Here is a 24,530-nt window from a genome sequence, read left to right as displayed (position 1 = left end):
TGTCCCGACCAACAAAGATCACTGGAGCATAGCCGTCCAAATGGGCACATGACTGCTACGCTTTTTAAGCGCCATCAAATCTATTGTCATCTGTTAAAAAGGTACGACGATTATGAATAACACCGACGGTGTCGTTGAACCCCATTCAGCCAGCTGGCGCTTTAAGTTGGGAATAGCAATTATCTGCTTGATGCTGGGCTCCTGGCTGTTGGTGCCTATCGCCGCGGCCGTCGATGTACCTGGATCAAGGATCGCGGCACTGACCGGCGTGCTGTTCATCAGCAACAAAGTCCTGTTGATCATCGTTATTGCGGTGATGGGCAAAGCCGGATTCCAACAGTTAAAACGCACCCTGTTCGGATATGTGTCCTTACTGGCCCCTAGCACGGAAGTCGAAGTGGGCCCATGGCGTCACAGAATTGGCATCGTTATGTTCTTTGTGCCGCTGATTTCCTCCTTTCTTGAACCCTACATCGACAGCATTTGGCCAGGGCTCAGACCCAACCTCTGGCAAGCTCAAGCGCTGGGTGACCTCATGCTGATCGGCAGCTTTTTCGTATTAGGGGGAAATTTCTGGGAGAAAGTGCGCGCCTTGTTTATCCGCACTGCTCGGGTCGCAAACACAAGTGCAGTGTGAACAACAATAGCGGGCGAGGGTAGTTAGTACTCGTATGCTCAAGCTCTATTAGCTAGCTCTACTAAAGAGCTATTTAGCATAGTTATTATTAATTTACTGCATAGATACAATAGAAATAACACATTGATAGCGCGTTATTTCAAAGGCTGGAGGGCTCAATCAACATGACTACCAACACCTTTGATAAACACATTCCCAGCGCTGAGGCTGTAATCGCAGCACTGAACCTGGAACCCCACATGGAAGGCGGTTTCTACCGCAGAACCTTTCAAACCGATCACCACACGATGGTTGAGACCGCTGGGGGCCGGCGCTACCTGATGACATCCATTTACTACTTGCTGACCAAGGATTCGCCGATAGGTCATTTTCATCTGAACCCATCGGACATCGTTCATTACTACCATGTGGGAGATGCAATTCAGTACAGCCTGATTTTCCCGGACGGCACATTAAAAACGGTTGTGATGGGCAGCGATATAATCGCCGGCCAATGTCTGCAGCTACAGGTACCGGGTGGCGTTTGGAAAGCTTCGCAGCTTACAAATGGATTGGCGGGATACGGTTTGATCAGTGAAGCGGTTTCACCTGGGTTTGATTTTGCAGATATGGAGTTGGGTAGTCGGCAAAAGCTTGGCGAGCAATTTCCCGAACATTCGCAGCTGTTTGAGAGGCTGACGGGAGAATGAGGGCTGAGGGAATTGATAGTGCTCAGAAGTAAATTATTGACATTTCCTTACATAAGATTACCAATAAATACAAAGAGATGACACTGTTTCTAACCAGCGCACGATGCATTGGGAAAAACAATTAGTTCAATCTTGAGAACTGATTATTTTTCCAAGAGGACGCCGGAACAAATTTTTTTTCGAAGCTGCGGTAACGCTATAGCAGAAGCGAAACCAACTTGGCTTGGACAAGCATTACGCTCATACCTCCTCGCGCCGTTACACGCAGATGGCGGAACAGCTTTGGAATGTCATATAACTCAAGCGTTCACCCGTCGAAAACGCTTCGTGTGCCCAAATCGCTTGTTTTGGCCATTTGCTTTAGCTTGGTACGTGCAAGTGTCAGGTCAACACCATTTTAAATATGGTGGCGACATTAATGCATTACACGTACGCATATTGTGCTTGTCACGATTGATTTGCATTAGACGATACTCATCACGTACGCATAACCAGCAAGCAAAATATTAGCTTGGCAACTTTTATGCGTAACTCGCACTGACTTTAATGCTTGGGCTGTTCGGAAATTAGTTGAGGCTTTCATATTATAAATTGATATATCGATAGGAAAATTACACGTTAGATTAAAGCGTGGACAGCCGGGAGGCGGGTGTATGAGCGCGGGCAAACATTCTCTCAAGCAAGAGCACAGAAGAAGGATTCTGCAGGAAGCGCGAGCGCGCGGACATGGAAGTAGCAACCTTTGGTACGTGTATAGCGTCAAGCTGAATAGAGATTTAGTACTGCCGTCTGACAGCGCTCTAATTTACTGGGTGGTGTTCCTAGAGATTGATTTAGACGTAGTAGAATTTAGCCAGTCTGAAGGCGGGGATGGCTTCGATTTTCTGGTGAAAAAACAATCAGGAAGTGTGTCTGAAGTGGTTTTTTCGGATCTAGACGAACCTTCAGGCAGCGAAGAGAGATGCACCATTCGTATTTCACGGAGTCAGCTTCTGGCAAAGGCACCTTTGGCTATCAAGGCCATGAAAGCGATGGCATATGCAGCGGCGATCAGGGGATCTGCATGTACGGCAGCTTCAAATGCCGTGCGTGCAATTGAAGTATCACTGGGAGCTGGAGATGTTCAGGCTGTGCTTAGAAACGCCCCGCTTATCGCCCCACCCATAATATGCGGAGTCTTGATCCGCCATTTCATTGCCGGACTTATAGAGATTGATCTAACGAAAGAGCCTTCATTTGGTCGCTATACCCAATGGAAGTGCCGGACATGACCAATAAAGACGTTGAGGCTAACAACTGGGTCGGATCCTTAAGCAAAAGGGCGATAGCGTTTGGAACCTTTCATGACTGGCAAAAGCCAGAGCTGGTTGGGCTGACGGAAGTTGAGTTAGAGGATTTTCAGTTAAAGTCTCTAGCTATGAAACTCTACTGCGAGGGAGTGCCCATTAAGGACATCGTCGCCGCAACGGGCATAAACAGGCAGTGCCTAAACTACTATGCCGCACGCTGTCTGCAGTCGGCGCCGGATGGCATGTGGTGGGGCTGTCGCGCGTTATTGCCGTACTTGCACATAAAAAACTACGGCAGAACCAAATCGGTGGCCCCAAAACTTTCGGAAGCGCAAGGCGGTCATGCAGGTGCATTGGGCATGGTATTTGCCAAATATCCGGAACTGGAAAAGCGGTTCAACCGGAAAATTCTTTCGCATGTGGATCATGAGTCTGAAAACGAATACGCAATCAAACCAAAGACGCTGCATAGATTTTTCCTTTCCCTACTCGAAGAGTTCGATATTCAAGAACCTGAGTGGCCATTTAATACCAAATGGTTGGGGCAGCGCTCAGTATACGAACACATCAAAAATGTTCGGGAAGGTAACTTCAGTCGCGTGGTGCGCAACGAGGGCGAGCGCGAGGCGAAGGCCCACATGGCAGTCGGAAAAGGGCCGAGGCCCGGGTTGGTCTATACCGAGCCCTTCGATGCCGTTGAGATCGATGGGTACAAATTTGACAGCCATTCCTCGGTGCTGATGAAGGCTCCAAACGGTACCTACGTCGCCAAGAGAATTAGCCGGATATGGGTTGTTCTCATGTTAGATTGCGCATCCGAAGCTGTCTTGGCTTACAAGTGCGTTCTCAGAAGTGAGGTCTCTGCCACCGACGTGATTGATGTCATGCGCTATTCGATAGTGGGACAGTCCAGGCCAGAGCCAGTTATTGAAGGACTTATATATCCCGAAGGTAGCGGATTACCAAATGAAGTCATTCAAGAATGTAAAGGTGCCTTGTTTACAGTCGTAAAGTTTGATGGGGCGTTGGCGCATCTGTCTGAAAAAGTGACGAATGCCGCCAGAAAGGAGTTGGGCTATTTTTGGACACTCGGCCCTCCAGGGCACTTTGAAAGGCGACCATATGTAGAGCACTTGTTTGGCCTGCTCTCCAACAATGTGTTCTGCCGGCTTTTAAGCACAACCGGACACGGCCCGAACAACGGGCGTGCAGATAATTGCGAAGAGTATGCCACACAGGCTCCAGTACTTGCGGAACACCTGCTGCACCTTCTTGACGTTGAGATCACGCAGCACAATGCGAGGATCAGTGAAGGGTTGTTCTTTCTGTCGCCATTGGATTTTATCCGGCAAAAGCTGGAGCAGAACCGGCATCATTTCTTGGTAAGAACACTACCTGACGCTAGTGACAGAGGAGTTACGATATTGCAACTGAAGAAAATCGTCACTGTTCGCGGTAACACAAAAAACGGACGCCATCCGTATGTTCAGTTTTTGAGGGTTCATTACACCTCCAACTACTTGTACGACGCATGGCCCATGATTGGGAAAAAAATTATCCTCCATATTGATGAGAACGACTTGAGGTTCGTAACGGCATTCACAATGGAAGGCTTTTTGCTTGGCAACCTGGTTGCGGTAGGGAAATGGGCTGATACCAAGCACGACATGCGAACCCGTAAAGCCATCAACTCAAAAATGGCGGACAGGACGCTGCAGGTCAGCCTCGAGCAAGACCCGGTTCTGGTTTACCTGGCTTTCCTAAGTGCTTCAAAGAGCAAGAAGTCCGTTGTTATTTCGGCCGATGTGGTAACCGAGGCAAAACGGGTAGCGACTGAAGGGGGAGTGCCGTTGGTAGTTGCCGAACCCCGCCCCGCCCCTGTGCCGGCTATCGAGGGAAAACCGTTGGAGTTCTCGGACGCATTGATCATTGGCAAAAAGGTTCCTGATCTGAACGCATTGCTCAAGCAGAGGAGGTTTAAGGAATGAATACTACCAACAATGGTTTTGATCGGGAGCTTTACCTAGAGAGTCATCCGGTTGTAAGCACTCTCTATACGTTGATTACTCCGATGATCGCCAAAGTATACTCGATTTTTCGCGAGCGGGTCTTTTCGAGGCATACGGGCACTTTTTTGTACGCGAAGCCGAGAATGGGTAAAACCCGGTGTGCCAGAATCGTTAGGGATCTGCTGGCGGCCGAATTCCCCAAGAAGTACTTTCTGTATCACACCGCAGACGGGAACAAATCCGCCAAGCTGATCCGGGACTTGGTCGTTGAGGTAGGCCTGTTCAAAAACCAAAAAGAATCGTACAGCGCCTTAATGGAGAAATTTATTGTCCATGTGCGTGCCGAGGTGGAGTCCCGGGGCGGTGGTCATTTCGTAATTATTATTGACGAAAACCAGTTGCTGTCGACAGACAGTTGGAATGAACTGCTGGTGATTCATAACCGTTTGGAAATGCACGGCATCAGCATGACGACGCTGGGGTTTGGCCAGGAAGAAATACTCCAAAGACGACATTTTTTCTTTGGTTTGGGAGCCACCAACTTGGTTGCCCGGTTTTTGTGTGAGCCGATTCGGTTCAACGGTTGCATGTCCGAAGCCGATTTCGAATCCATGCTCAATGAGTATGATGCAAATAAAGAGTTTCCGCTGGACTCTGGCTGCAGTTACACCGAATTCTTCTTGCCCGAAGCCTTCGCGGCAAGTTTTCGCCTTGCTCAATACAATAAGCTGATCTGGTCTGGGCTGATGAGCGTGGCAGGGGAGAGTGGTCCCGGCGTGTTACCCATGGAACACATGTTCCGCGTGATCGAACGTATCTTGATCAGGTCCCGCCACATGGACTGCTCAGTGTTCAAGCTCACTGAGGGGATCGTCAAGGAGGCCGTGGATTCCAGCCTGATTGCTGAGTTCGTGTCCTTCATGCAACAAGCTCCAAGCAACCAGTAGATGAAGCTCACGTATGGGCGATTCAACCATATTCCTTTTGAGTCGTCTTGGGGGATTCTCCTTAAAGCGAGCGCGTTGAACCTTGCATCGCCCCTGCAATTACTCAGCGAGCTGTTCCGCACCCAACAGCCAAGCTATCCCTCCCAGTATTGGAGGGCCTGTGATGTTGACGACACGAAACTGGCGGCGGCGCTGTCCCTGCCATATCCTGCAATCAGACGAGCCTTTATCGACAACCTGGTGGAGTGCAGTCCGCGGATGTCCACGGTATGCATCCGGCATTGCGCAAAATGTGTGGCCGTCGGGTATCACTCGGTCTTCTTTTTTCTCCAGATCATAAAACGGTGTCCTTGGCATAACGAACTGCTTGAGCCTTGCTCACACTGCAGCAACGCCATCGTACGTGGACTGGTTGTCACCCATGCGCCGGCCGGCTTCAGCAGCAAGATGCGTTGCAGTCACTTTTTGTTTGACTCCGCTGGATCCGTTCGCTTGATTTGTGCCACCCCTGACCAGAAGCGTAAGTATGCGGAGTTGGGCGCGAGGATAGAAGCATGGCTCGATGCGGCGGGAGCGATGCAGGACCCCTTGGTCAACTATGCAATTTCTTCGCTCCATGCGAACAAGGCGAAAGGCGGAAACATCGACGAAGAAGAGCGGCTGATCAACATCGGACTCAATTCAGCAGTTGCCGCCGTGGGAGGGTTTCCCGCCCCCAATGCCATCAACCTGATTCCGATTCCCCGATACGAAATGACCCGGGCGACTTACAGCGCCCAAGAGGCCGCTGGTTTTGACTTCAGTGCCCGGCAAGTCTTTCTGTTGTACCGATACGTCCGGCGTTACCTGTACAACGCCTACGTGAGGCCACATGCGGGCTGCTACAGGTATCTGTCGAGCCTTTCTGCGCGGAGTCGACATGGCCTCGATTGCCAATGCGCCTGTGTGGTTTCCGCGGCCTTTTTGGCATGGTGTGCCGCGTTGCGCTATCGATTCGCAGAGGGGGACGGAATCAATCTTGTTGCGCCGAACTGGCATGACCGTCCGTCCACGCCTCGTCAGATCATGGCACTCTGGATAACGCACTTCTACGCAATTTGGGCCGGCATCGAAGTTATGTGCACGGCCTGCAATCGAGATTTGGATCGTTTTTCCGTTGAGCTGTCGGGCAGCACCTCACTAGTGTTGGGTGCGGAAGCCATCAGCGTCATTGGTGCTGGTTCTCGGTTGAGTTCCGATCTGACCTGCTGGCACGCTTGCCCCGCGTTGCTGTCCCGCTGTACGGACAAGCGATGCGGCATGAGGTTGCGCGTCAGCGACCAGAGCAACTTTCGCGCGCATGAGACCGTTGAGTTCTGGTGCTACGTACCCGAGCCAGCGACCTTTCTACGCTTTTGGTATGGTGATCACATCAAGGTAGGGCGTCCGTCGCCGTTTGTTGCTGCGGGTTGACCGGCTTTCAGCTAGCCCGGTACAGCGGATTGCAGTTGGCCCCGAGGAGGTTGGCGCCCCCGACTTCTTCATACGCGTCACCGTTGGCGAGCGTGACGGTCGCCACGGGCATGCCGTCTTTGGCGTGGGCATCGATGCGGTCTACCTGAACCATCGACCAAAGACCCATACCATCGCGATTGGGCAGAACGCTCATAACCCCCGTCACGCTCGCGTTCTGGGGTAGGTCCTCGAGCAGTTTCGCAAAATGTTCAACGCACGAGACCAACAACATCCGCCGATAGTCGTAGCAGTGGTCAGTTTGTGTGATGCAAACGTAGAGCCAAGGTATCGATAACTGCTGTTCGATGATCGCCCATTGTTTAGTTCCATCTCCGAATTGCAGCCTGCTGTGTAGCTCAGCGCCTGGATGAGTCATAAACATTCAGACCACCCCTTGCATAAAATGAACACTATAGATTGTAGTCCTTTAGTGTTCAATGTCGCCTGATCGTTCCTTTTGCAGGTTGCGCAAATGGAACTTAACAATGCTCTCGGGCAGGCGCTGAAAAACGCTCGACTAAGAAGGGGCTTTACCCAGGAGGACTTTGGTGCGATCAGCAGCCGAACCTACATCAGCTCCCTGGAAAGGGGGATCAGGGCGGTGACCGTGAACAAGCTCACGGCCATCGCTCAGGCAATGGATGTTCATCCGCTGAGCATCCTCATCGAAGGCTATATTCTCCAGTCGGGCGAGAGCCTCGATGAGATCCTGGAAAGGATCAGGGCGGAGCTTGCCGAAACGCCATGACGTGTCCAGAAGCCGCCGCCTCGCCGAGCGACCGGCCTCACTAGCCATACTAGAGTGCAGGCGGCATTGCCCTCAGTGCGCTTGCCGATCCGGCTGATCATTTCATCCCAAGTGCGTTTTTGTGTGCTTGGTCAGGTTTTCGGGCTGAGGAGGTCTGTGACTCGGCTGTGCAGCAGGGTGCCCGCCTGGAAGTAGCCCATCACCGTGGTCACGCTGCGGTGCTCGGTCATGGCCATGACGTCGCCCAGCGGCACGCCCTGACGGCCGGCTTCGGTGACAAAGCCGGATCTCAAGCTGTGCGCGGCCCAATCACCGTCCAGCCCCGCGAGCTGTGCGCGGCGCTGGATAATGCGCGCCACCTGGTCGCTCGACAAGGCCGTGGCCCCGACCTTGTTGCCTTTATACAGCCGACGAAACAGCGGGCCGGATTCGGCAGGCGCTGCGTCCAGCCACGCGGTGAGTGCTTGCGCAGCCGGGCCGCGCAGTGGCTTCTCCCGACGCACGCCGCCGGTGTCGGTCTTGGTCGCCCCCAGGGCGTACAGCCAGGTGTCGGCATCCAGTTGGCGCACATCACCGACTTGCAGGCCGACCACTTCCGAGCGCCGGCGACCGCCACCGCTCCAGGCCAGCAGCAGCAGGGCGCGGTCGCGAATCCCGCGTACGCCATCGTCGCAGGTGGCGAGCAGCGCCTGCAGCGGCTCGAGCACGATCGCGCTTTTCTTGCGCACTGAGAGGCCTTGGCGCGACTGGGCTTTGCGCGCGTCGCGCAGCAGGGTCTTGAGTGCCGTTGCTTCGGTCGGGCTGTCCCACTCGTTGAGCCGGTGCCATTTGCCGAGCACCGCCAGACGGTGGCTGACCGTGTTGAACGCCAGCGGGCCCAACCGGGTCTTGACCCGGGCGGTGACCAGCGCCGCGTCGATTGGCGGCGGCAACAGGTGCGCCCAGTCGCCGTTGGCCAACGGCCGGGCCAAATGATCGAGGACGAACTGCACGGCCACGGTGACGGGGAGTGGCGCATCGCCGAGTACTTGGCCGTAACGCAGTTGCAGCCAGGCCGACCAGTAGGCGAGGGCGCTGCGATAGCTGCGCACGGTGTTGGCCGCGGTGCCGGCGGCGATAAACGCCGCCGCAGCGTGCTGGGAGTTTTCGGCGAGAACAAGCAGGTCCAGTGGGGTTTCGTCGACCAAGGGAAATTGATCTGTAATATTTAGTACGTTCAACGTATGATAATTCCATTATTCAAAAAATAACGTCGGATAATCTTTAATTATCAGACCCAATATAGCCGGAGATGAGGCATGGCAGTAGGGGTGCCGGAAAACGACGTGTTTGCCGCCGCGGATGCGGTGTTGGCCCGTGGGGAACGGCCAACGGTGGAACGTGTCCGCCTGGAACTGGGGCGCGGCAGTCCGGCGCGGGTCGGTGGCCTGCTCGATCAGTGGTGGGCACGCTTGGCCGAACGCCTGAGTGGCGAGATCCGCTTGCCGGCATTACCGAACGAGGTGTCACAAGCTTTTGTTGCGGTGTGGCAACAGGCAATCCTTCTCGCGCAAGGTGTCGCCGAACAGGCATTGGACAAACAACGACAGGTAGTCGCCGCAGAGCGTGAGCGGGTCGCTGCCGTCGAGGAGCAGGCGCGTCAGGATGCGGCGCAGTTTCGGCAGCAAACGGTGGAGGCAGTGGCGGGACGCCTAACCGTCGAGACGCGACTGGCTGACCTCGAGTTGTTGCTGGCGCAGCGTCAGACTCAGATCGAGGACCTGCAGCAACAGCGTGAAGACCTGTTGCGCGAGCGCGGCGAGGCTCAGCAACAAAGTCAGACACTCCAGCAGGAAATGCAGGCGCTGCGGCTAAAGATGGAGCAGGAGCGCATCGCCCAGGAAAGCTACGTCCGTGGCGTCGAAAATCGCGCTTACCGCGAGGTCGATCACGCTAGGGAGGAGGGCAAAGCGATGATGATCCAACTCAAAGCCACCGGGCGGCAGGTCGAGCAGTTACAACGGCGGCTGGAGTCGACTCAAAACGAGCTCAGTCAATCTAGGCAATTGACTGCGGCACAGCAGGCCCGCGCCGAAGCCCTAGAACAACAATTGACGAAGGTGCGTCAGGTTCCCGCCGTCAAGCGTAAGCCCAAATCCCGAAAATCCGTAGTATCGACCGATTGAATCCACAGCCATCAGCGGCCATTCCACACTCCGGCTTGCAGCCTGCGATCCCGATGCAGCAATCAGCTGAACTGAACCTGAGGTTCAGCTTCAGTCCATGAGCGACTGAATTGCCTTAACGGCCTCATTCCTTATTGGATAGGCATACGGATTATGCCAGTTGAGCCGCACCGACTGGATCAAGCCATGATCGCCGCAGCCCGTTTTCCGCTTCGTAGCGATCCGGCGAAGAGCCAGTTCTGCGGCTAAGAGCCCTCGGAACCGGGGGCTGAGGGATGATCGGGGGTGAATCTAGGTGGTGACAGCAGGATTGACACAGCGATTATGGATTGACTATTGTTCATCTGCGCCTAGGCGTGAACCACAGGGTGGTTACAGGGATCTTCGGATCGCACCCCTCTTCTGATGAAAGTCAGATGGCCCAGTGCCAGGTAACAGCGTCCTGCCCCGTCGAACGCATGCAATCGACGGCTGAGAATCCCGCCTAAAGCGGGATTCGTCGTTTCTGGCCTTTCAACTACCCGGAAGTAAATATCGAAATTTCTGGCATGTAAATATCCAAAACCGTGTAGCTCCTTCCGGTTTTGGATATTTACTTCCAACACGTCGCTGTGTGAAAACTGCATAAGCGTCCGGTAGCCGGACGCTTACGATCTTTCCAGTAATCCACGACCTTGAGGGCCATGCCAATTCTCCGGGGTGAGCTGCCGCTCGCTGGCGAAATCATCGAAGGATGGCGTGTCGATGAACCCTTCATGGGCGAAGGAAGACTGCACGCATAGGAGATCGGCCGACCATTTGAGTGGCGGCCACGATACCGGGCCGGCCCTCTGGATCCTCAGGCGTCCCGAAAGCTTCTCGGCGGTGTCGCGTCGATCCCGATCACTCGAATAAATCGCCTGCGATCCTGCCCTTCTAATTCAAGAGCCCGGGTCTGAAGCAATTTAATGAGCTCACTGAATGTCATTCGATCGGAACCTGTAGGGTAATGCCATTTTCGATCTTTCTCCTGCAGCACAATGACTAGGAAGCCTGTCGTTGCATTGCGGTTGCGCATGTACTGCCCCACCAACTGGTGCTCGAGTGCTTCCAAATACTGGGGCACGGTCCAGCGCATGGACATCTTGAGTTCGATGGAGGCGTAGTCTGAACCTTTCCGACAAAGCACATCCCGTCGCGTGGCCTCTGCTGTCTCGGACTCCCGAGTGACGGTATAACGAGCCCCCGCGAGGTGATTCATTTCACTCCCAAGCAAGGCCTGAAAATCGGCTTCCAACGCGAGGCCTTCCTTGTCGGTACTGATGCGAGAAAAGTTCACGGCGCTGAAGAACCGACGAAGACTGAACTCACCTTTTTCAATGCTGTACTTCACGGCCAGAAGGTCTTCCTGGACCGCCAGCGCCAGCGAAAGTGTGCCGGCGACTGGCTGCCTGAAGTCGTCATCGAACTTGTCAAAATCCCGTTGCAATACTGGCGAACGACTGAAGCGTGCTTCCTGCATGTCGAATAAAACACTGCTCAGGTACTGTACTTGCTCGTCGCCCGCAACCTTGCGAATTGCCTCAAGGGCTTCATAGGCTCTTGTCGACCCTGCTGCAGCAATGGCGGGTATGAGCGCATCACGCAGTTGCTCGGCAGCATCCCGATTACCTGGCGTATACACACTTCCTTCAGGATGCTCGATGTCGTTCTCAGGTCGGACGATACCGAAGGTCCATCTATAAAGGGCGGCCAGTGTGTCAACCCCGTCGTCACTCTGTTTGGCGAGCCCGATCACTTTCGACCCATAGTCCTTTCCGAGGTAGGCCGCCAGTTCGAAAACAAAACTCTGTGCTTGGGGACGGGCGTCAACCAGCCACCGCTCAAGATGGGATTTGAAGGAATCTGGATGGGTAGTAAGCCAGAAAGCCCCCCACATGACACTTTGTGCCACTGTTTCCAGTAGAGCGGGCTGAATGACGCTCTCGCCTGATTCAGTAAGCATGGCCGTGCTGAATGTCGCCTGAAGTCGGCTCGACGCCTGCGCCTCAATCACGTCTTGAGTTGTTGTGCCAGGAACATTGCTTACCAGATTGAGGAGCGACTCGGTCGTGTGATTTCTGCACCGTGGCTGTTTAAGAAGAAAGGACCAGGCCGCCGGCGCCAACGCTGTCTGAATGCTCTCCGGTGCGTTTTTTAATTCAACAAGCAACTCTTCTGCGTGTTCGAAGGAGGTTGGCCCCCGATCCGCGCGCGCGATCAGCTGCTGTAACTCGACAATCGCCACAGCCTGGTGTGCGTCGACCAATGGCCAGAACCATTTAGGAAATCCGTTGATTTCAAAGCAAGCGTATTGAATGGCCTGTCCTACCTGGCTCCCCGACAAGGTCGGCAAATCGGTGCCGTCGCGAAGCTCTTGGCATAGGCCCAGCAAGCCAGCCACGGTGATGTGGTACGTAGACCTTGGTTCATCCTCCTTAAACATTGGCAGTTGATCGCGCCAAAGCGTGGACAGCCCGGCCTTGAATGCGGTTGCCAGGTCAGCGCCAGCGACCGCCGCCACGGGCTCGATGCTAACGTCGCTGTAGCGGGACGACGTGTTTGCCTGCAAAAGCCAGCTAACCAACCAGGCAATTGTCTGACGTCCAGAGCCGTCACGGATCAGCTCAATCTCTTTGTGCAGGGTTGCCAGTGATGTGGCGTCCATGGTCAAGCGACTCTGTCGAATTTCCTTGGCCGTCGGCCGGGGCTTTTTGCCAGCCGTGGTGTTAGCTTGAGATTTCAGAATCGCGGACCGCAGCGGGTCTGACATGAGCGTCGTGGCGTCCTCCAAGGTGGGTTCACAGATAAAGCCAAAGCCAAAAATTGCTTGCATGAGCAATTCAGCATTTGGGACTGTTAGCTGTAGGATTTTCCGAAGGAGTTCCAAGCGTACCGCCGGGTTCTGGCCAAGCGCTGTGCGCAGAGCTGAAAAATCACTCGAACCATAAAAGCATTCGCGGAAAAAACGACGGATGATGAGGCAAAGGAGAACTACGCGGGCTTCATAGCGGATCCCTAAACGAGTGATAAGCGAGGCCAGTACATCGATCACAAAACTGATCCTACGATCGGAGAAGTCCGAATAGACTTTCTTTCGGGCGTCGGGCAGATGACGGTCCCGGACCAAGCGAATTACCAGCGAACGCGCCAGCTTATAGGCCTGCTGATCATCCGCAGCGTCGAGAACCGGACCAGTGATAGTGGAGGTCAGGCGGTAAGCTCCTTGACCCCGGTCAAACTGTCGTTCGACCAAGGTAACGATCTGGGCCACCGTCAGGTGCGACCAGGCCAGGCGGATAATCGAGGCGGAGATCAGGCTTTCATGTAGATCAGTTTCCTCCATCAGCGCGGTTGCGATGCCTTGAAGGTCCTCGTTGACGCCAAGGTCCAGCAGGTAATACAGGTCGAGGCCCTGTCGTTGTTTCATGAGCAGGGCGAGGTCACACTGACACGCCTTCAGCACCTGCTGGCGCAGAATGTCTGATTGGCTGTAGGTCGCAATATTGATCAGCGCACTTCGGGCGCGATGATTTGAACCATATTGCTCGAACAGCTCGCTGATCAATGGCAGGTTGCAGTCTGCGCCAACCTGCCAGTAGTTTTCGGGTGTGAGATCGTAATGTTTGCGCCCAAGGCGATCCCCTTGTGTGGCCACGAGTTGAATACTTCGCCTGATCGCCTCGTGGGCATCAGCCATAGGGATGTCCCGGTTACGTAAGTCACCAAAAAAGGCGACCACTTGCGGGTCGCGCGGCAAAAGTTCTGCCCGGCAGTAGGCGCTCAACGTCGCCAGCCAACCCAAAATCGGCAGCAGCCGACGCTGTACGCCACGCTCACCAGTAGGGGCGTCCCAGGAAAACGCATCGACCAGGCGTTTGGCATCTTCGGGTGATTGAACCCGCGAGGCGAAATGTTGCGCGGCAAGAAATGGAACAAGTTCCTCAGGGTAGAGCTTGACCTGGTGGTGGCCAGCATCAATGAATAGTTGCGATGTCAGCAATTGCTGCAAGCCCGACTCGGAGAGTTGGGTACCCGCAATCAGTCGCGCGGAAAGCACAGCGTCATCCACGCCGAACTGTTCCGAGGGCATCTCGATGTTTATCCGCTGACAAACCATTGAGGCTGCCGCAATTCTGCTTACAACCGCCACCTGTGCAGAGGGAGTGCCAGCAGTTGAAAGGCGATCGTCGCGTCCTTGTTGGAGTTCGACAGCCTGGACCACCCCCTTGTAGACGTCCGTTAGACACTCTGGTTGGCGGTTTGCCAGATCGAGGTGGGCAAGGATCGCAAGTCCGCCAGGGCTCTTCGTGAACCCAGGCAGGCCCTTGTTGTGGGCTACCTCGAGGAGTGTGGCTGCATCATCAACCCCTTGTACACGCTGTAGGTAGGTTTTGGCTTGGGTTGAGGTTAGCGAAGCAAGGGAGAAAATGGACAAGGCGGCCTGGCTGCTGCTTAGACGGGTGGTTATGGCCTTGTTCGCTTCATCATCAAACAGCCCTCCCAAGTCGGCCTCCTCCTTGGAGGTGACCTCAAGGGGAACATCCAGAATCTCTGAGAGCTGGCTCAAAACATCCTGAGAGAGTACGGCCGGGCGTGTAGAGATGATCCACTGGGTGTTACTGTTTGGCCATTGAACCGCCTTGAGGACCTTCTTCAGGGCATGATGCAGGTCGGCCCGCTGCTTGGGCGAAGCCTCATCCAAGGAATCGATGAACAGGGTGACTGGCGCATCAGGAACCTGCTGCCAGGCCTCGAAGGCATCGACCTCAGACGGGATCAGTGAGTCCTCAAAGGCACCCCGGTCAAGCACTTTGCGCAGTTCGATAAACACCGCGTATTTCCCCGCCGCGCGTTCACTCTTTGCCTGCTCTTTGAGTTCAGTGGTTTTCCCGAAGTTAGCCGGCGCGACGATAATCGCATAACGGCTTGCCAGAACCTCACCCCATGACAATTTACGACCGTTGAGGTCTGACCGCAGTAACTCCTCCTGGTCGTATTTCCTCCGTTGGACGAAGCGTCGGTCTAGATTGAGGTACGGCATAGGCAGGCGCTCCACGAAAACGGTGCGATACGTTAACCTCCAGGGCCCGGAGTTGAAAGCTCGCGATCAGAGGCTTGCTTGATATGAAACTACACTTGCAAGCCTGCGGGGGCACTCCATGATATGCGTGTGATGCTCAGGTTTGCGCCGAAACGGGCCGGCACGGTGATGTAAAGCGGCATGGGGTCCGATGTTCGGGCTCGGCAAGAAAGGTTGATTAGCCGTGGATGACGCCGGCCCCTCATCCACGGCCGCTTCCACAACGCATATTGGCGCATCGATAAGTAGGTCTTGCGGTCGCTTGCCACCAAGGTGGCTGTTCACTGATTGCAGCAATCCGCCAGAAGTGTGGGTTGGGGGAGAGGTGCATCAGTCAATCCGGCGTTGCCACAGTGCAAATATCGCGGCCCCTGTCGACAGGATCGCTATGAACTGAAACCCATCGAGATAACTCATGAAGATAGATTGGTCGGCAACCAGCTTCAAGATCTGCGAAAGCGCCAAATCATGGGCAGCCGATAGACTTTGGCCCGCCTGCTCGAAGTGATGGGTCAACTTCTCCATCGCGTGACCAAATACTGGATTGTTGGCGCTGACATTTGTCGACAGGTTGGTCTGATGAATAGCCACGCGATGTTGTTCGAAGACGATGATCGTGGCTGTCGAAAACGAGTAGGCCATTTGCTTGACGATATTTTTGATGCGATAGCTGTGGGGGTACAGCTCCATTGCGAAGCTCTGAAAGGCGATATTGGCCACCGGCAAGGCAACAAACATCAGCAGCAGACCGCGCAGGGTCAGAGGCAGCAATAGCCAGGAAGTACTGGCATACGGCGGCATGCTTGCCATCCATCCGCCGATAAAAGCGGTAAGCAGAAAACCTGGGACGAAGATCCATTTCTTGTGGCTGACAAGACCGGCGTAACGGAAATAGATCAGGGCTCCGCCGAGAGATGCGAGGGACGTCATACCCACCAGGTGTCCCGCATTTTCCACGGGATATCCAAGCCCTCCTTGCAGGAATCGGGAGATCAGGTACCCGAGGGCGTTGTTGATAAAATAATAAAGTGCATACAGCATCAAGCCGGTGCGAAAGGTCGCCTCTTTCAATCCGTGAAAACGCAACAACGGTCGCGGATGATTCCACTGCTGCCATACGAATACGCCGAGCAACAATAGGCCGCATGCGGTAAGCCCCTCCAGCAGGGGGGAATCGCTGAATTGGGCAAAGTTCAGTTGCTGCACCACGACTTGCAAGGCCCCGAGTGCCAATGCCGCTACGATTCGACCGGGCACTACTTCGGCGATCAGGTGCTGATCGAGGTGGCGAAGCGTATGACCCAGCAGGTTCGTCCCGGCGCTGTCTTGCTGGCGAATGATGGGGATCTAATCGCGAGCCTCGCCAGAACCGCACACCCTGCGACTTCTACAGGCGATCAGTGACAACATAGAGCATGCACCTCCGCCCAGTGAACCGTACGTTGTTGAGCGTTTGGGAGACCTACTTCCTCGCCATGCGGTTCTTGTGGCTCGAATTGCTACTCAACTTATTCAGCTGTGGCGAGACCGTCTTACAAATGTGGGATCTGCGCTCGTCTTTGCAGGAAGAGAAATCATGGACCTTGCAATCACGCTCCACCGAACGGAAGGAACAAAGCTTGAAGGTTTGCAGATGTTCGAGCAGCTTATCGAGATGGATGCCTATCAGGCTCGCGAAGTTCTGAACGAACTTGATCATCGTGTCAAATTGGGTGCCAATCCGCTGCGTCCTCGCTTGCCACGTAGAGTACGTCGAGGCGCTGCTTGAATGATCTGACTATCGAACTGCCAATCACCTGGTACGAAGCCGATTTCGCCCGGTGTCTCAATAGATCGCCCCCACGTTGTGGCAGTCATTCTTGAACGTGATGTCCAGTATCGCCGTGAGCAGGGGCGGGATGCCGTTTTGCTTTCGGGTGTCGGGATCCAGAAGGGGTGGATTCGACAAAGCAGCCACTTCACTTATAGGATCTTCTGCCGCCCCGCCCGTGATCCGCACCCGCTTCCCACAACTGCCTCTCGCCAAAGGACTGTCGACTTCGTTCCCATTCGTGGTTACCGCATCTATAAAGATTTCACCCAGGGCCGTTGAGCAGATAATCACTGGCTGCCAGGTAGGTGCCACCCTCCGCGTAGCGGGACGCTTCCCAATCCAGATAATACTGAGCCTGCAATGCAAGGTTGCTGTTGAGGTCTATCTGGGTCGAGATTTGTGACAGCGGCAGATAGAGCTCCTTGGCCTCAGTACCAGGGTTGGCCTGCGCTTTTGCCAGGTCCATGGGGCCCTGGGAGTAGGCAATGCCGTTGGTAGCATTAAAAAGCGACTCACCCCAATAGACGTTATGGCGGCCCGCTTTAACGCTCACAGTGATCTCGCCGGCATTGAATTGGTAAAACGCGAAAGCGTCGAGCAGTTCTCCGCGACTGAGCTTCCGAGGGAGCCTGCACCTATCAATAGATCTCTACGCCCGCACATCTCGTTCTCGGCAGCCCCCCTCGTTCGTAGTTGGTCGGAGGCCCAGTTGGCTGTTCGCTGCCACTTCAAGGGTTCCTTGGACGTAGCAATCTCAGCATCCCAGTAGCGATGGTTGCGCTCGCAGGACCTGAAACCCTTTCGCCGCGCTGTCTTGCTGGCGAATGATGGGGATCTAATCGCGAGCCAATGCCCCCGGGATGGTGCTAACCCGACCATTCCGCGATCGGGAACCCGAGAAGTAATACCCAGGGAGGGGCTCACCGAAGACTTCGCCTATACAAGTGGGCCATGTCATATGTTCATAGGCAGGCCGTTACTATGTTCTGCGGCACGTCCGAAGGCTATTGGCATGGAAATGTTCATCGGTCCAAGTTCATGGAAACCGGGCAGCAGCCTGCGAACTGTGCGGCTCAGCAGAACATCGAAACGGCCGTACACCCCAACCATTCACCCGTGCCCGAGTCACTTGGATTTGTGCGTCGGGCACAACGTGATCCTGTAGTTTCTCGAAAGCCTGCGGGCGGTCGGTGTCAACCATGTGGGTTTGAATTTCCAGTACAGCGAACGCGATGCTGTACAGGAGGTGGAGAATTGGTCGAGAAATTGCCGCGAGTCGAGAAAGCGAAGTCAGGCAAACGGCGGCCATCTGATACTGTTTTTTATGTTGGATCTGAGCCTTTTTTTGGTTAGTCAGTGCTCTATAGAGTGCGCGTCCGACGCACTAGCGGACAGTGATCGGCCGCCCACTTTTTCAGGCTCTCTGAAGACCGGACGACCTCGAGAGTCTTCAGGAATCACCGTGAATACTCGTCCCAGCTTTCACAGCAAGGCACTCCCCGAGTCTCAACGTGACATTCTCGGCATGATCGCGACCGACCATCATCTGAGCGAAATACTCAGCGCCATCTGCCAGATGCTTGACGATCAGGCCCCCGAAACCTTCTGCTCTATCCTGCTCACAGATGCCGAGGGCAAACGCTTGCTGAGCGGCGCGGCGCCCAGCCTGCCGGTGGAATACAGCGAGGCGATTCATGGCATGGCCATTGGTCCACACGAAGGAACCTGCGGCACCGCAGCGTTCCGGCGCGAACTGGTGGTCACCGAAGACATCGCCCGGGATCCGAACTGGGAGCGTTTCCGCAGCCTGGCGCTGGGGCATAACCTGCGTTCCTGCTGGTCGGTGCCGTTGCTCTCCCATCAAGGAAACGTGTTGGGCACATTTGCCCTGTACCAGAACCGCGCCCATGCGCCGGACGAGGCGCAGATTCAACGGCTGGCCTGCGCAGCACAACTGGCAGTCATCGCGATCCGCCATGAGCGTGACGGCCAACGTCTGGAGGAAAGCGAGCAACGTTTTCGTTCGTTGTTCACCTACAACCCCCACCCTGTGTTCGCTCTCGATCTAGGCGGCAACATCCAGAGTGTGAATCCAGCAGGCCTGAAGCTGAAACCGCACACCGCAACCGATTTCATTGGTCATCACTTTTCCCATCTGGTGCTTGAAGAAGACCTGCAACGGGTCAGTCAGCATTTTTCCGCAGCCCGCGCCGGAGAGCCTCAGCGCTTCGAGGCGCGGGTTCGCGACGAGAGTGAAAAGCTGTTGACCATGGACATCTCTAACCTGCCGATCATGGTCAACGGAGAGATCGTCGGGGTATTTGGCATTGCCCGGGACATCAGCGAGCAAAAGCATTTCGAGCGCCAATTGAGCTTCAACGCCAGCCATGACCGTCTGACCGGTTTGCTCAACCGTGTCTCGCTTGAAGACCGGCTTGTTCTGGATTGTCACATCAGTCGTCGGCGTAAGCGTCGTCTGGCGGTGATGTGCATAGATCTGGATGGATTCAAATCCATCAACGATTCGACCGGGCACTACTTCGGCGATCAGGTGCTGATCGAGGTGGCGCAGCGTATGACCCAGCAGGTTCGTCCCGGGGATACCATCGTGCGCATGGGCGGTGACGAATTTATCGTGCTATTGCCGGACCTGCTTCGTGATGAGGACGTTGTACCGGTGGCCGAGCGCTTGATGGCCAGCATTGCCAGACCCTACTGTGTCCAGGGCATTGACTTGCACGTGAGTGCCAGTATCGGCATCACCCTGAGCGATGGTCACATCGAGCAGCCGATGCAGCTGATCCAGCAGGCTGACATGGCCATGTACAAAGCCAAGCAGCAAGGGCGCAACAACTTTCAGTGGTACACCAGCGATCTTAATCAGCGCGTTTGTGAGCACGCGAGCCTGCGCAATGACCTGCAAAAGGCTATCGAAACTCAATCGTTACAGCTGCATTATCAACCGCAGATAGACGCGCGCACGGGGCGGGTGGTCGGGATCGAAGCGTTGCTGCGCTGGGAGCATCCGGAAAAAGGATTCATCTCTCCGGCGGTGTTTGTGCCAGTGGCAGAGGACAGTGGTCAGATCATCCCGCTAAGCCTTTGGGTTCTTGATACGGCTTGCGCGCAGTTGCGCCAGCTAGGCGAGCAGGGCATCACCGGCATCTCAATGGCCGTGAATATTTCGCCGATGCATTTTCAGCGTGGCCATTTCGTCCAGTGTATCCAGGCTACCCTGGACAAACATGGTCTGCTGGGTGAGCAGTTGGAGCTGGAGATCACCGAGTCGCTTCTGCTGCATAACGCTGAACAGGCGATCGACACGTTGCACCGGCTCAAGGCGTTGGGGGTGCGCATTGCTCTCGATGATTTCGGCACCGGTTTTTCCAGCCTCAGCTATCTCAAGCGTTTGCCCATCGACAAGATCAAGATTGACCGCTCGTTCATCCAGGAAATCGCCACCGACCATCACGATGCAGCGATCACCCAAGGCATCATTTCCATGGCCCATCACCTCAGCCTGACGGTGGTCGCCGAAGGCGTGGAAACGGCTGCCCAGGTGGATTTTCTGGAGGTCAGTCGCTGCGATATTTTTCAGGGGTATTACTTTGCCAAACCGATGCCCTTTGCAGAAATCGAAGCGTTCCTGAGCCATCCTGTTTCCCTCTCCCTGACCGGCAATTGTGTCGGGTCCCAGACCTGAAAATCAGACGCTAAGGCAAATTTTCAGACCCCAGCGCAGAACTCCCTCTCCCCAGGCAAGGCGCTCCATGCGCCTTTCTCACACACTCGGCTCTAACGCTATCGCGCTGCAAAACAACAAGAGCCGCGAAAAATGACTAGTTTCCAACCTGCTACCGAAAGCCAGACCGGCCACATCGGCGCCCGTCAGACCCGTGTCGAGGACGCCGCATTGTTGCGCGGCCTTGGCTGCTATGCCGATGACGCTGCGATCCCGCCGGGTACGCTACACGCGGCGATCATCCGTTCACCCCACGCTCATGCGCGGATCACCTCGGTGGACTTTTCCAAAGCGCTGCTGATGAAAGGCGTGCACGGCGTACTGGTCGGCGAAGACGTCAAACGCTGGGCGCTACCGTTCCCGGTGGGGGTGCGGCAGCCCATGGAGCACTGGTGCGTCGCCGTCGACAAGGTGCGTTACGTCGGAGAGCCTGTGGCCGTGGTGATCGCCGAGAGCCGCTATCTGGCCGAGGACGCCATCGAAGGTGTGCGCGTTGAATACGTGCCGCTGCCCCCGATCATCGACCCCGAACTGGCCACCGCCGAACAGGCGCCGATCCTGCACGAAGCCGTCGGCAGCAACGTGGTCAACGAACGGCGCTTTCGTTATGGCGAGCCGGAGCAGGCTTTCGAGCAGGCGCCGCACAAGGTCTCGCTCAAAGTGAAGTTTCCGCGCAGTTCCTGCACACCCATTGAATGCTATGTGGTGCTGGCTCAGTACGAGCGCGCCACCGGCATTTATGACGTGTTGGCCAATTTCCAGGGTCCCTACGCGTTGCACACGGTCATGGCCCGTGCACTGAATGTGCCCGGCAACCGCTTGCGTTTGCGCACACCGAAAGATTCCGGCGGCAGCTTTGGCATCAAGCAAGGGGTTTTCCCTTACGTGGTGATGATGGGCCTGGCGTCACGCAAGGTCGGCGCACCGGTAAAGTGGGTCGAGGACCGTCTGGAACATTTGCAGGGGGCTTCTTCGGCGACCAATCGGGTGACCGAAATTGAAGCGGCGGTGGAAGCGGATGGCCGCATCACCGCTTTGCGTTATGACCAGATCGACGATTGTGGTGCCTACCTGAGAGCGCCTGAACCGGCGACGTTCTACCGCATGCACGGCAACCTGACGGGCGCCTACGCGATCCGCAATTTGCAAGTGCGCAACCGAGTGGTGCTGACCAACAAAACCCCATCCGGCCTGAACCGTGGTTTCGGTGGCCCGCAGGTGTATTTCGCCCTGGAGCGGCTGCTGCAACACATTGCCGTGCAATTGAACCTTGATCCGTTGGACGTGATCCGCCGCAACCTGGTGCCGGCCGATGCCTTCCCTTATCGCGCGGCCGCCGGTGCGTTGCTCGATTCCGGCAATTACCAGGCAGGCATTGCCTTGGCGGCGGCTGACGGTGGACTCGACGAGTTGCTCAAACGTCGTGATCAGGCCCGTGCCGAAGGCCGGATCTATGGCATTGGCTATGCCGCTGTCATCGAGCCTTCGATTTCCAACATGGGTTACATCACCACCGCGATGACGCCCGAAGAGCGGCGCAAGGCCGGTCCGAAAAACGGCGCTGTCGCAACCGCCACCATCAACGTCGGCCCGTTGGGTGACGTCAGTGTGCACGTGTCCTCGGCGCCGCAAGGGCAGGGCCATCAAACCACCGTCGCTCAGGTCGTCGCCGAAGTGCTAGGCGTCGCGCTGGAATCCATCGTGGTCAACGTCGAGCTGGATACCCAGAAGGACGCCTGGTCGATTGCCTCTGGCAACTATTCCAGCCGCTTCGCGGGCGCTGTGGCCGGTGCCGTCTATAAGGCCGCGCTGAAGATCCGCGATCGCCTCGCCGCGATTGCCGCCGAGCAATTGCAGGCCAGTCCCGAAGATATTCGTTTCGCCGGTGGCAAGATTTTTGTGGTCAATGGCGGGGCGGTGGCGCCATTCCATCGGATTGCTGGTGCGACCCACTGGTCGCCGGGCTTGCTGCCGGAAGGTGAAAGTGGCGGACTGCGCGAAACCGCCTTCTGGAGCCCGCCGCAATTGGTGGCCCCGGACGACCAGGATCAGGTCAACAGCTCGCTGTGCTACGGCTTTGTCTTCGACATCTGTGGTCTGGAAATCGACCGCATGACCGGCGAGATCCACATTGATCGCTACGTCACCTGCCATGACGCCGGCCGCCTGCTCAACCCGGCGCTGGTCGATGGCCAGATTCGTGGTGGCTTCACCCAAGGCCTCGGCGCGGCGCTGATGGAAGAGTTCGCCTATGGCGAGGACGGCAGTTTCCTCTCCGGGACCTTCGCCGATTATCTGGTGCCGACCGCACCGGAAGTGATCGAACCGGTGATCCTGCACATGGAAACGCCATCGCCATTCACCCCACTGGGCGCCAAGGGTGTGGGCGAGGGCAACAATATGAGCACGCCGGTGTGCATCGCCAACGCGGTGGCCGACGCCCTTGGCCGCTCGGACATCCGTCTGCCACTGACGCCATCGAAAGTACGCACGCTCATCGGGATCGACGAGCCGCCACGGCCCGCCGGTATGGAGCCCGATGAAAACCTGGACGCGGCAGCTGCCGGTGGACCGGCACTGCGGGCCAACGACTCGGTGGTGATTCCTGCTGCGCCGCAACAGGTCTTCGATACCTTGCTCGACCCGCAGACGCTGGCGGCAATCATTCCCGGTTGCCACGACCTCGTGCTTGAAGGCGAAAACCGTTACCGCGCAGACGTCACCGTCGGCGTCGGCATGATCCGTGCGCGCTTCGAGGCCAAGGTTGCCCTGAGTGATCTGGACCCGCCGCATTCATTGCGTCTGTCCGGTTCCGGCAGCAGCTCGATGGGTTCGGCCCAGGGTCAGGCCAAGGTTCGTTTCGTCCAACTGGAAAATGGCCACACACGTCTGGAATACCAATACCAGGTGGCGGTCAGCGGCAAAGTCGCTGCGGTCGGCGGCCGAATGTTGCAAGGGGCCTCGAAAGTGATCATCGGACAAATCTTTACTCGCCTGTCGCAACGGGTCAGCGGCCAAGCCATCTCCACCGGCTGGTGGGCGCGACTGCGGGCCTCGCTTGGCGCGCTGTTTGGCAAGGGAGGTGCGCAATGAAACCGGCTGCTTTCGATTACGTTCGGGCTGACACCCGTCGTCAGGTGGTTGAGTTGCTCGCCGAGTACGGCCAGGACGCTCGCATCATTGCCGGTGGCCAGTCGCTGATGGCGGTGCTGAACATGCGCCTGGCTCAACCCAAGTTGCTGATCGATATCAATCATGTGGCTGAGCTGACCTATATCGAACTGCGCAAGGATTGCCTGGCGGTAGGCGCTGGGGTACGCCAGGCGCAGCTGCTGGCGCGTTCGACCCTGATGGACGAGGTTCCTCTGTTGGCACTGGCGATGCCCTGGATCGGTCACTTCCAGACGCGCAATCGCGGCACCGTCTGCGGTTCGGTGGCTCACGCCGACCCCAGCGCCGAGTTGCCGCTGTGCCTGGTGACGCTGGGCGGCGAGATCGTTCTCGAGTCGAAAAAAGGCAAGCGCATCGTCAAGGCTGCCGACTTCTTCCAAGGCATTCTCACCACCGACAAGCGTGCCGATGAACTGGTCGTCGAGGTGCGTTTTCCGCTCAAGCGCGAAGGCATCACCTATCGCTTCCGCGAAATCGCCATGCGCCACGGCGACTTTGCCATTGTCTCCCTGGCCGCGGCCATCGGCGCGGACCAGGTCGAACTCGGCATCGGCGGGGTCGCCGACCGTCCGCAACGTCGCAGCCTGCCACGTGGTGCGGCGCTGCCGGACGCGCTCAATCAAACCGCCTGGTCGCTCGACGCTCAAGACGACGTGCAGGCCAGCGCTGCCTATCGCCGCCAACTGATTCGCGAGCTGGGTCATCAGCTGATCGAAGGAGTCTGA

Annotated in this window: 17 protein-coding genes and 1 pseudogene; 13 read left to right on the top strand and 5 right to left on the bottom strand. The window is 56.2% G+C overall.

Going from position 1 to position 24,530, the window contains the following annotated elements:
- Positions 1–112 precede the first annotated feature (112 nt).
- From PMI27_RS21975 to PMI27_RS30020, 6 genes are all read left to right on the top strand, one after another.
- The gene (locus tag PMI27_RS21975) at positions 113–637 is read left to right on the top strand and encodes a transporter suffix domain-containing protein (RefSeq protein ID WP_008155373.1); all 525 of its coding nucleotides are present in this window, start codon (positions 113–115) and stop codon (positions 635–637) included.
- Positions 638–801: 164 nt separating this feature from the next.
- The gene (locus tag PMI27_RS21980; RefSeq protein ID WP_008155374.1) at positions 802–1,326 is read left to right on the top strand and encodes a cupin domain-containing protein; all 525 of its coding nucleotides are present in this window, start codon (positions 802–804) and stop codon (positions 1,324–1,326) included.
- Positions 1,327–1,979: 653 nt separating this feature from the next.
- Entirely contained in the window at positions 1,980–2,597 is a 618-nt protein-coding gene (locus tag PMI27_RS21985; protein ID WP_008155376.1) for a hypothetical protein, read from the top strand.
- Positions 2,594–4,603 (top strand): hypothetical protein, encoded by a 2,010-nt coding sequence (locus PMI27_RS21990; RefSeq protein ID WP_008155378.1) that lies wholly within the window; start codon positions 2,594–2,596, stop codon positions 4,601–4,603. The genes PMI27_RS21985 and PMI27_RS21990 overlap by 4 nt, the downstream gene beginning before the upstream one ends.
- Positions 4,600–5,571 carry an ATP-binding protein gene (locus PMI27_RS21995; RefSeq protein WP_008155380.1) on the top strand — a complete coding sequence of 324 codons (972 nt, stop codon included), beginning with the start codon at positions 4,600–4,602 and terminating at the stop codon, positions 5,569–5,571. Before PMI27_RS21990 ends, PMI27_RS21995 begins: the two co-directional genes overlap by 4 nt.
- Positions 5,572–7,023 carry a hypothetical protein gene (locus PMI27_RS30020; protein ID WP_008155382.1) on the top strand — a complete coding sequence of 484 codons (1,452 nt, stop codon included), beginning with the start codon at positions 5,572–5,574 and terminating at the stop codon, positions 7,021–7,023.
- A 7-nt stretch (positions 7,024–7,030) separates the two neighbouring features.
- Here PMI27_RS30020 and PMI27_RS22000 read toward each other — a convergent pair whose 3' ends face one another.
- Positions 7,031–7,447 (bottom strand): hypothetical protein, encoded by a 417-nt coding sequence (locus PMI27_RS22000; protein WP_008155384.1) that lies wholly within the window; start codon positions 7,445–7,447, stop codon positions 7,031–7,033.
- Positions 7,448–7,537: 90 nt separating this feature from the next.
- Between PMI27_RS22000 and PMI27_RS22005 the strand changes: the two genes are divergently transcribed.
- On the top strand, positions 7,538–7,813 hold the full coding sequence (locus tag PMI27_RS22005; RefSeq protein ID WP_008155386.1) for a helix-turn-helix domain-containing protein: 276 nt from the start codon (positions 7,538–7,540) through the stop codon (positions 7,811–7,813).
- Positions 7,814–7,944: 131 nt separating this feature from the next.
- Here PMI27_RS22005 and PMI27_RS22010 read toward each other — a convergent pair whose 3' ends face one another.
- On the bottom strand, positions 7,945–9,033 hold the full coding sequence (locus tag PMI27_RS22010) for a site-specific integrase (protein ID WP_008155388.1): 1,089 nt from the start codon (positions 9,031–9,033) through the stop codon (positions 7,945–7,947).
- 78 nt (positions 9,034–9,111) lie between these two features.
- Between PMI27_RS22010 and PMI27_RS22015 the strand changes: the two genes are divergently transcribed.
- Complete coding sequence (locus tag PMI27_RS22015; RefSeq protein WP_008155390.1) at positions 9,112–9,978, top strand: DNA-binding protein; 867 nt, start codon at positions 9,112–9,114, stop codon at positions 9,976–9,978.
- Between the two features lie 838 nt (positions 9,979–10,816).
- Here the strand turns inward: PMI27_RS22015 and PMI27_RS22020 are convergent.
- Both PMI27_RS22020 and PMI27_RS22025 read right to left on the bottom strand, forming a co-directional pair.
- The gene (locus PMI27_RS22020; RefSeq protein ID WP_008155392.1) at positions 10,817–15,040 is read right to left on the bottom strand and encodes a hypothetical protein; all 4,224 of its coding nucleotides are present in this window, start codon (positions 15,038–15,040) and stop codon (positions 10,817–10,819) included.
- A 369-nt stretch (positions 15,041–15,409) separates the two neighbouring features.
- Positions 15,410–16,288 (bottom strand): hypothetical protein, encoded by an 879-nt coding sequence (locus PMI27_RS22025; RefSeq protein WP_238545900.1) that lies wholly within the window; start codon positions 16,286–16,288, stop codon positions 15,410–15,412.
- A 33-nt stretch (positions 16,289–16,321) separates the two neighbouring features.
- Between PMI27_RS22025 and PMI27_RS32415 the strand changes: the two are divergent.
- Both PMI27_RS32415 and PMI27_RS31155 read left to right on the top strand, forming a co-directional pair.
- A pseudogene (locus PMI27_RS32415) lies at positions 16,322–16,426 on the top strand (diguanylate cyclase domain-containing protein); the annotation flags it as partial.
- 229 nt (positions 16,427–16,655) lie between these two features.
- Positions 16,656–16,847 (top strand): hypothetical protein, encoded by a 192-nt coding sequence (locus PMI27_RS31155; RefSeq protein ID WP_008155394.1) that lies wholly within the window; start codon positions 16,656–16,658, stop codon positions 16,845–16,847.
- A 307-nt stretch (positions 16,848–17,154) separates the two neighbouring features.
- Here PMI27_RS31155 and PMI27_RS22030 read toward each other — a convergent pair whose 3' ends face one another.
- Entirely contained in the window at positions 17,155–17,493 is a 339-nt protein-coding gene (locus PMI27_RS22030; RefSeq protein ID WP_081504842.1) for a DUF1302 family protein, read from the bottom strand.
- A gap of 861 nt (positions 17,494–18,354) precedes the next feature.
- On the opposite strand from PMI27_RS22030, the gene PMI27_RS22035 reads away from it, so the two are divergent.
- The 3 genes from PMI27_RS22035 to PMI27_RS22045 all read left to right on the top strand — a co-directional run bounded on the left by PMI27_RS22035 (position 18,355) and on the right by PMI27_RS22045 (position 24,530).
- The gene (locus PMI27_RS22035; RefSeq protein ID WP_008060970.1) at positions 18,355–20,595 is read left to right on the top strand and encodes a putative bifunctional diguanylate cyclase/phosphodiesterase; all 2,241 of its coding nucleotides are present in this window, start codon (positions 18,355–18,357) and stop codon (positions 20,593–20,595) included.
- A gap of 132 nt (positions 20,596–20,727) precedes the next feature.
- Positions 20,728–23,727, top strand: a complete 3,000-nt coding sequence (locus PMI27_RS22040; RefSeq protein ID WP_008060972.1) for a xanthine dehydrogenase family protein molybdopterin-binding subunit — start codon at positions 20,728–20,730, stop codon at positions 23,725–23,727.
- Positions 23,724–24,530: an FAD binding domain-containing protein gene (locus PMI27_RS22045; RefSeq protein WP_008060974.1), complete on the top strand. Its 807-nt coding sequence runs from the start codon at positions 23,724–23,726 to the stop codon at positions 24,528–24,530. Before PMI27_RS22040 ends, PMI27_RS22045 begins: the two co-directional genes overlap by 4 nt.

The sequence above is a fragment of the Pseudomonas sp. GM41(2012) genome (assembly GCF_000282315.2).
Taxonomy (GTDB): Bacteria; Pseudomonadota; Gammaproteobacteria; order Pseudomonadales; family Pseudomonadaceae; genus Aquipseudomonas.
Note: the sequence above shows the minus strand (reverse complement) of the source record. Positions and strands in the feature narration are given on the sequence as shown.

Bases quoted from the DNA above. Each gene is read 5' to 3' on its own strand.
- PMI27_RS21980 (WP_008155374.1), top strand. From the start codon at position 802: ATGACTACCAACACCTTTGATAAACACATTCCCAGCGCTGAGGCTGTA.
- PMI27_RS30020 (WP_008155382.1), top strand. From the start codon at position 5,572: ATGAAGCTCACGTATGGGCGATTCAACCATATTCCTTTTGAGTCGTCT.
- PMI27_RS22045 (WP_008060974.1), top strand. From the start codon at position 23,724: ATGAAACCGGCTGCTTTCGATTACGTTCGGGCTGACACCCGTCGTCAG.
- PMI27_RS22000 (WP_008155384.1), bottom strand. From the start codon at position 7,447: ATGTTTATGACTCATCCAGGCGCTGAGCTACACAGCAGGCTGCAATTC.
- PMI27_RS22020 (WP_008155392.1), bottom strand. From the start codon at position 15,040: ATGCCGTACCTCAATCTAGACCGACGCTTCGTCCAACGGAGGAAATAC.
- PMI27_RS21985 (WP_008155376.1), top strand. From the start codon at position 1,980: ATGAGCGCGGGCAAACATTCTCTCAAGCAAGAGCACAGAAGAAGGATT.
- PMI27_RS22015 (WP_008155390.1), top strand. From the start codon at position 9,112: ATGGCAGTAGGGGTGCCGGAAAACGACGTGTTTGCCGCCGCGGATGCG.
- PMI27_RS21990 (WP_008155378.1), top strand. From the start codon at position 2,594: ATGACCAATAAAGACGTTGAGGCTAACAACTGGGTCGGATCCTTAAGC.
- PMI27_RS21995 (WP_008155380.1), top strand. From the start codon at position 4,600: ATGAATACTACCAACAATGGTTTTGATCGGGAGCTTTACCTAGAGAGT.
- PMI27_RS31155 (WP_008155394.1), top strand. From the start codon at position 16,656: ATGGACCTTGCAATCACGCTCCACCGAACGGAAGGAACAAAGCTTGAA.
- PMI27_RS22040 (WP_008060972.1), top strand. From the start codon at position 20,728: ATGACTAGTTTCCAACCTGCTACCGAAAGCCAGACCGGCCACATCGGC.
- PMI27_RS22005 (WP_008155386.1), top strand. From the start codon at position 7,538: ATGGAACTTAACAATGCTCTCGGGCAGGCGCTGAAAAACGCTCGACTA.
- PMI27_RS21975 (WP_008155373.1), top strand. From the start codon at position 113: ATGAATAACACCGACGGTGTCGTTGAACCCCATTCAGCCAGCTGGCGC.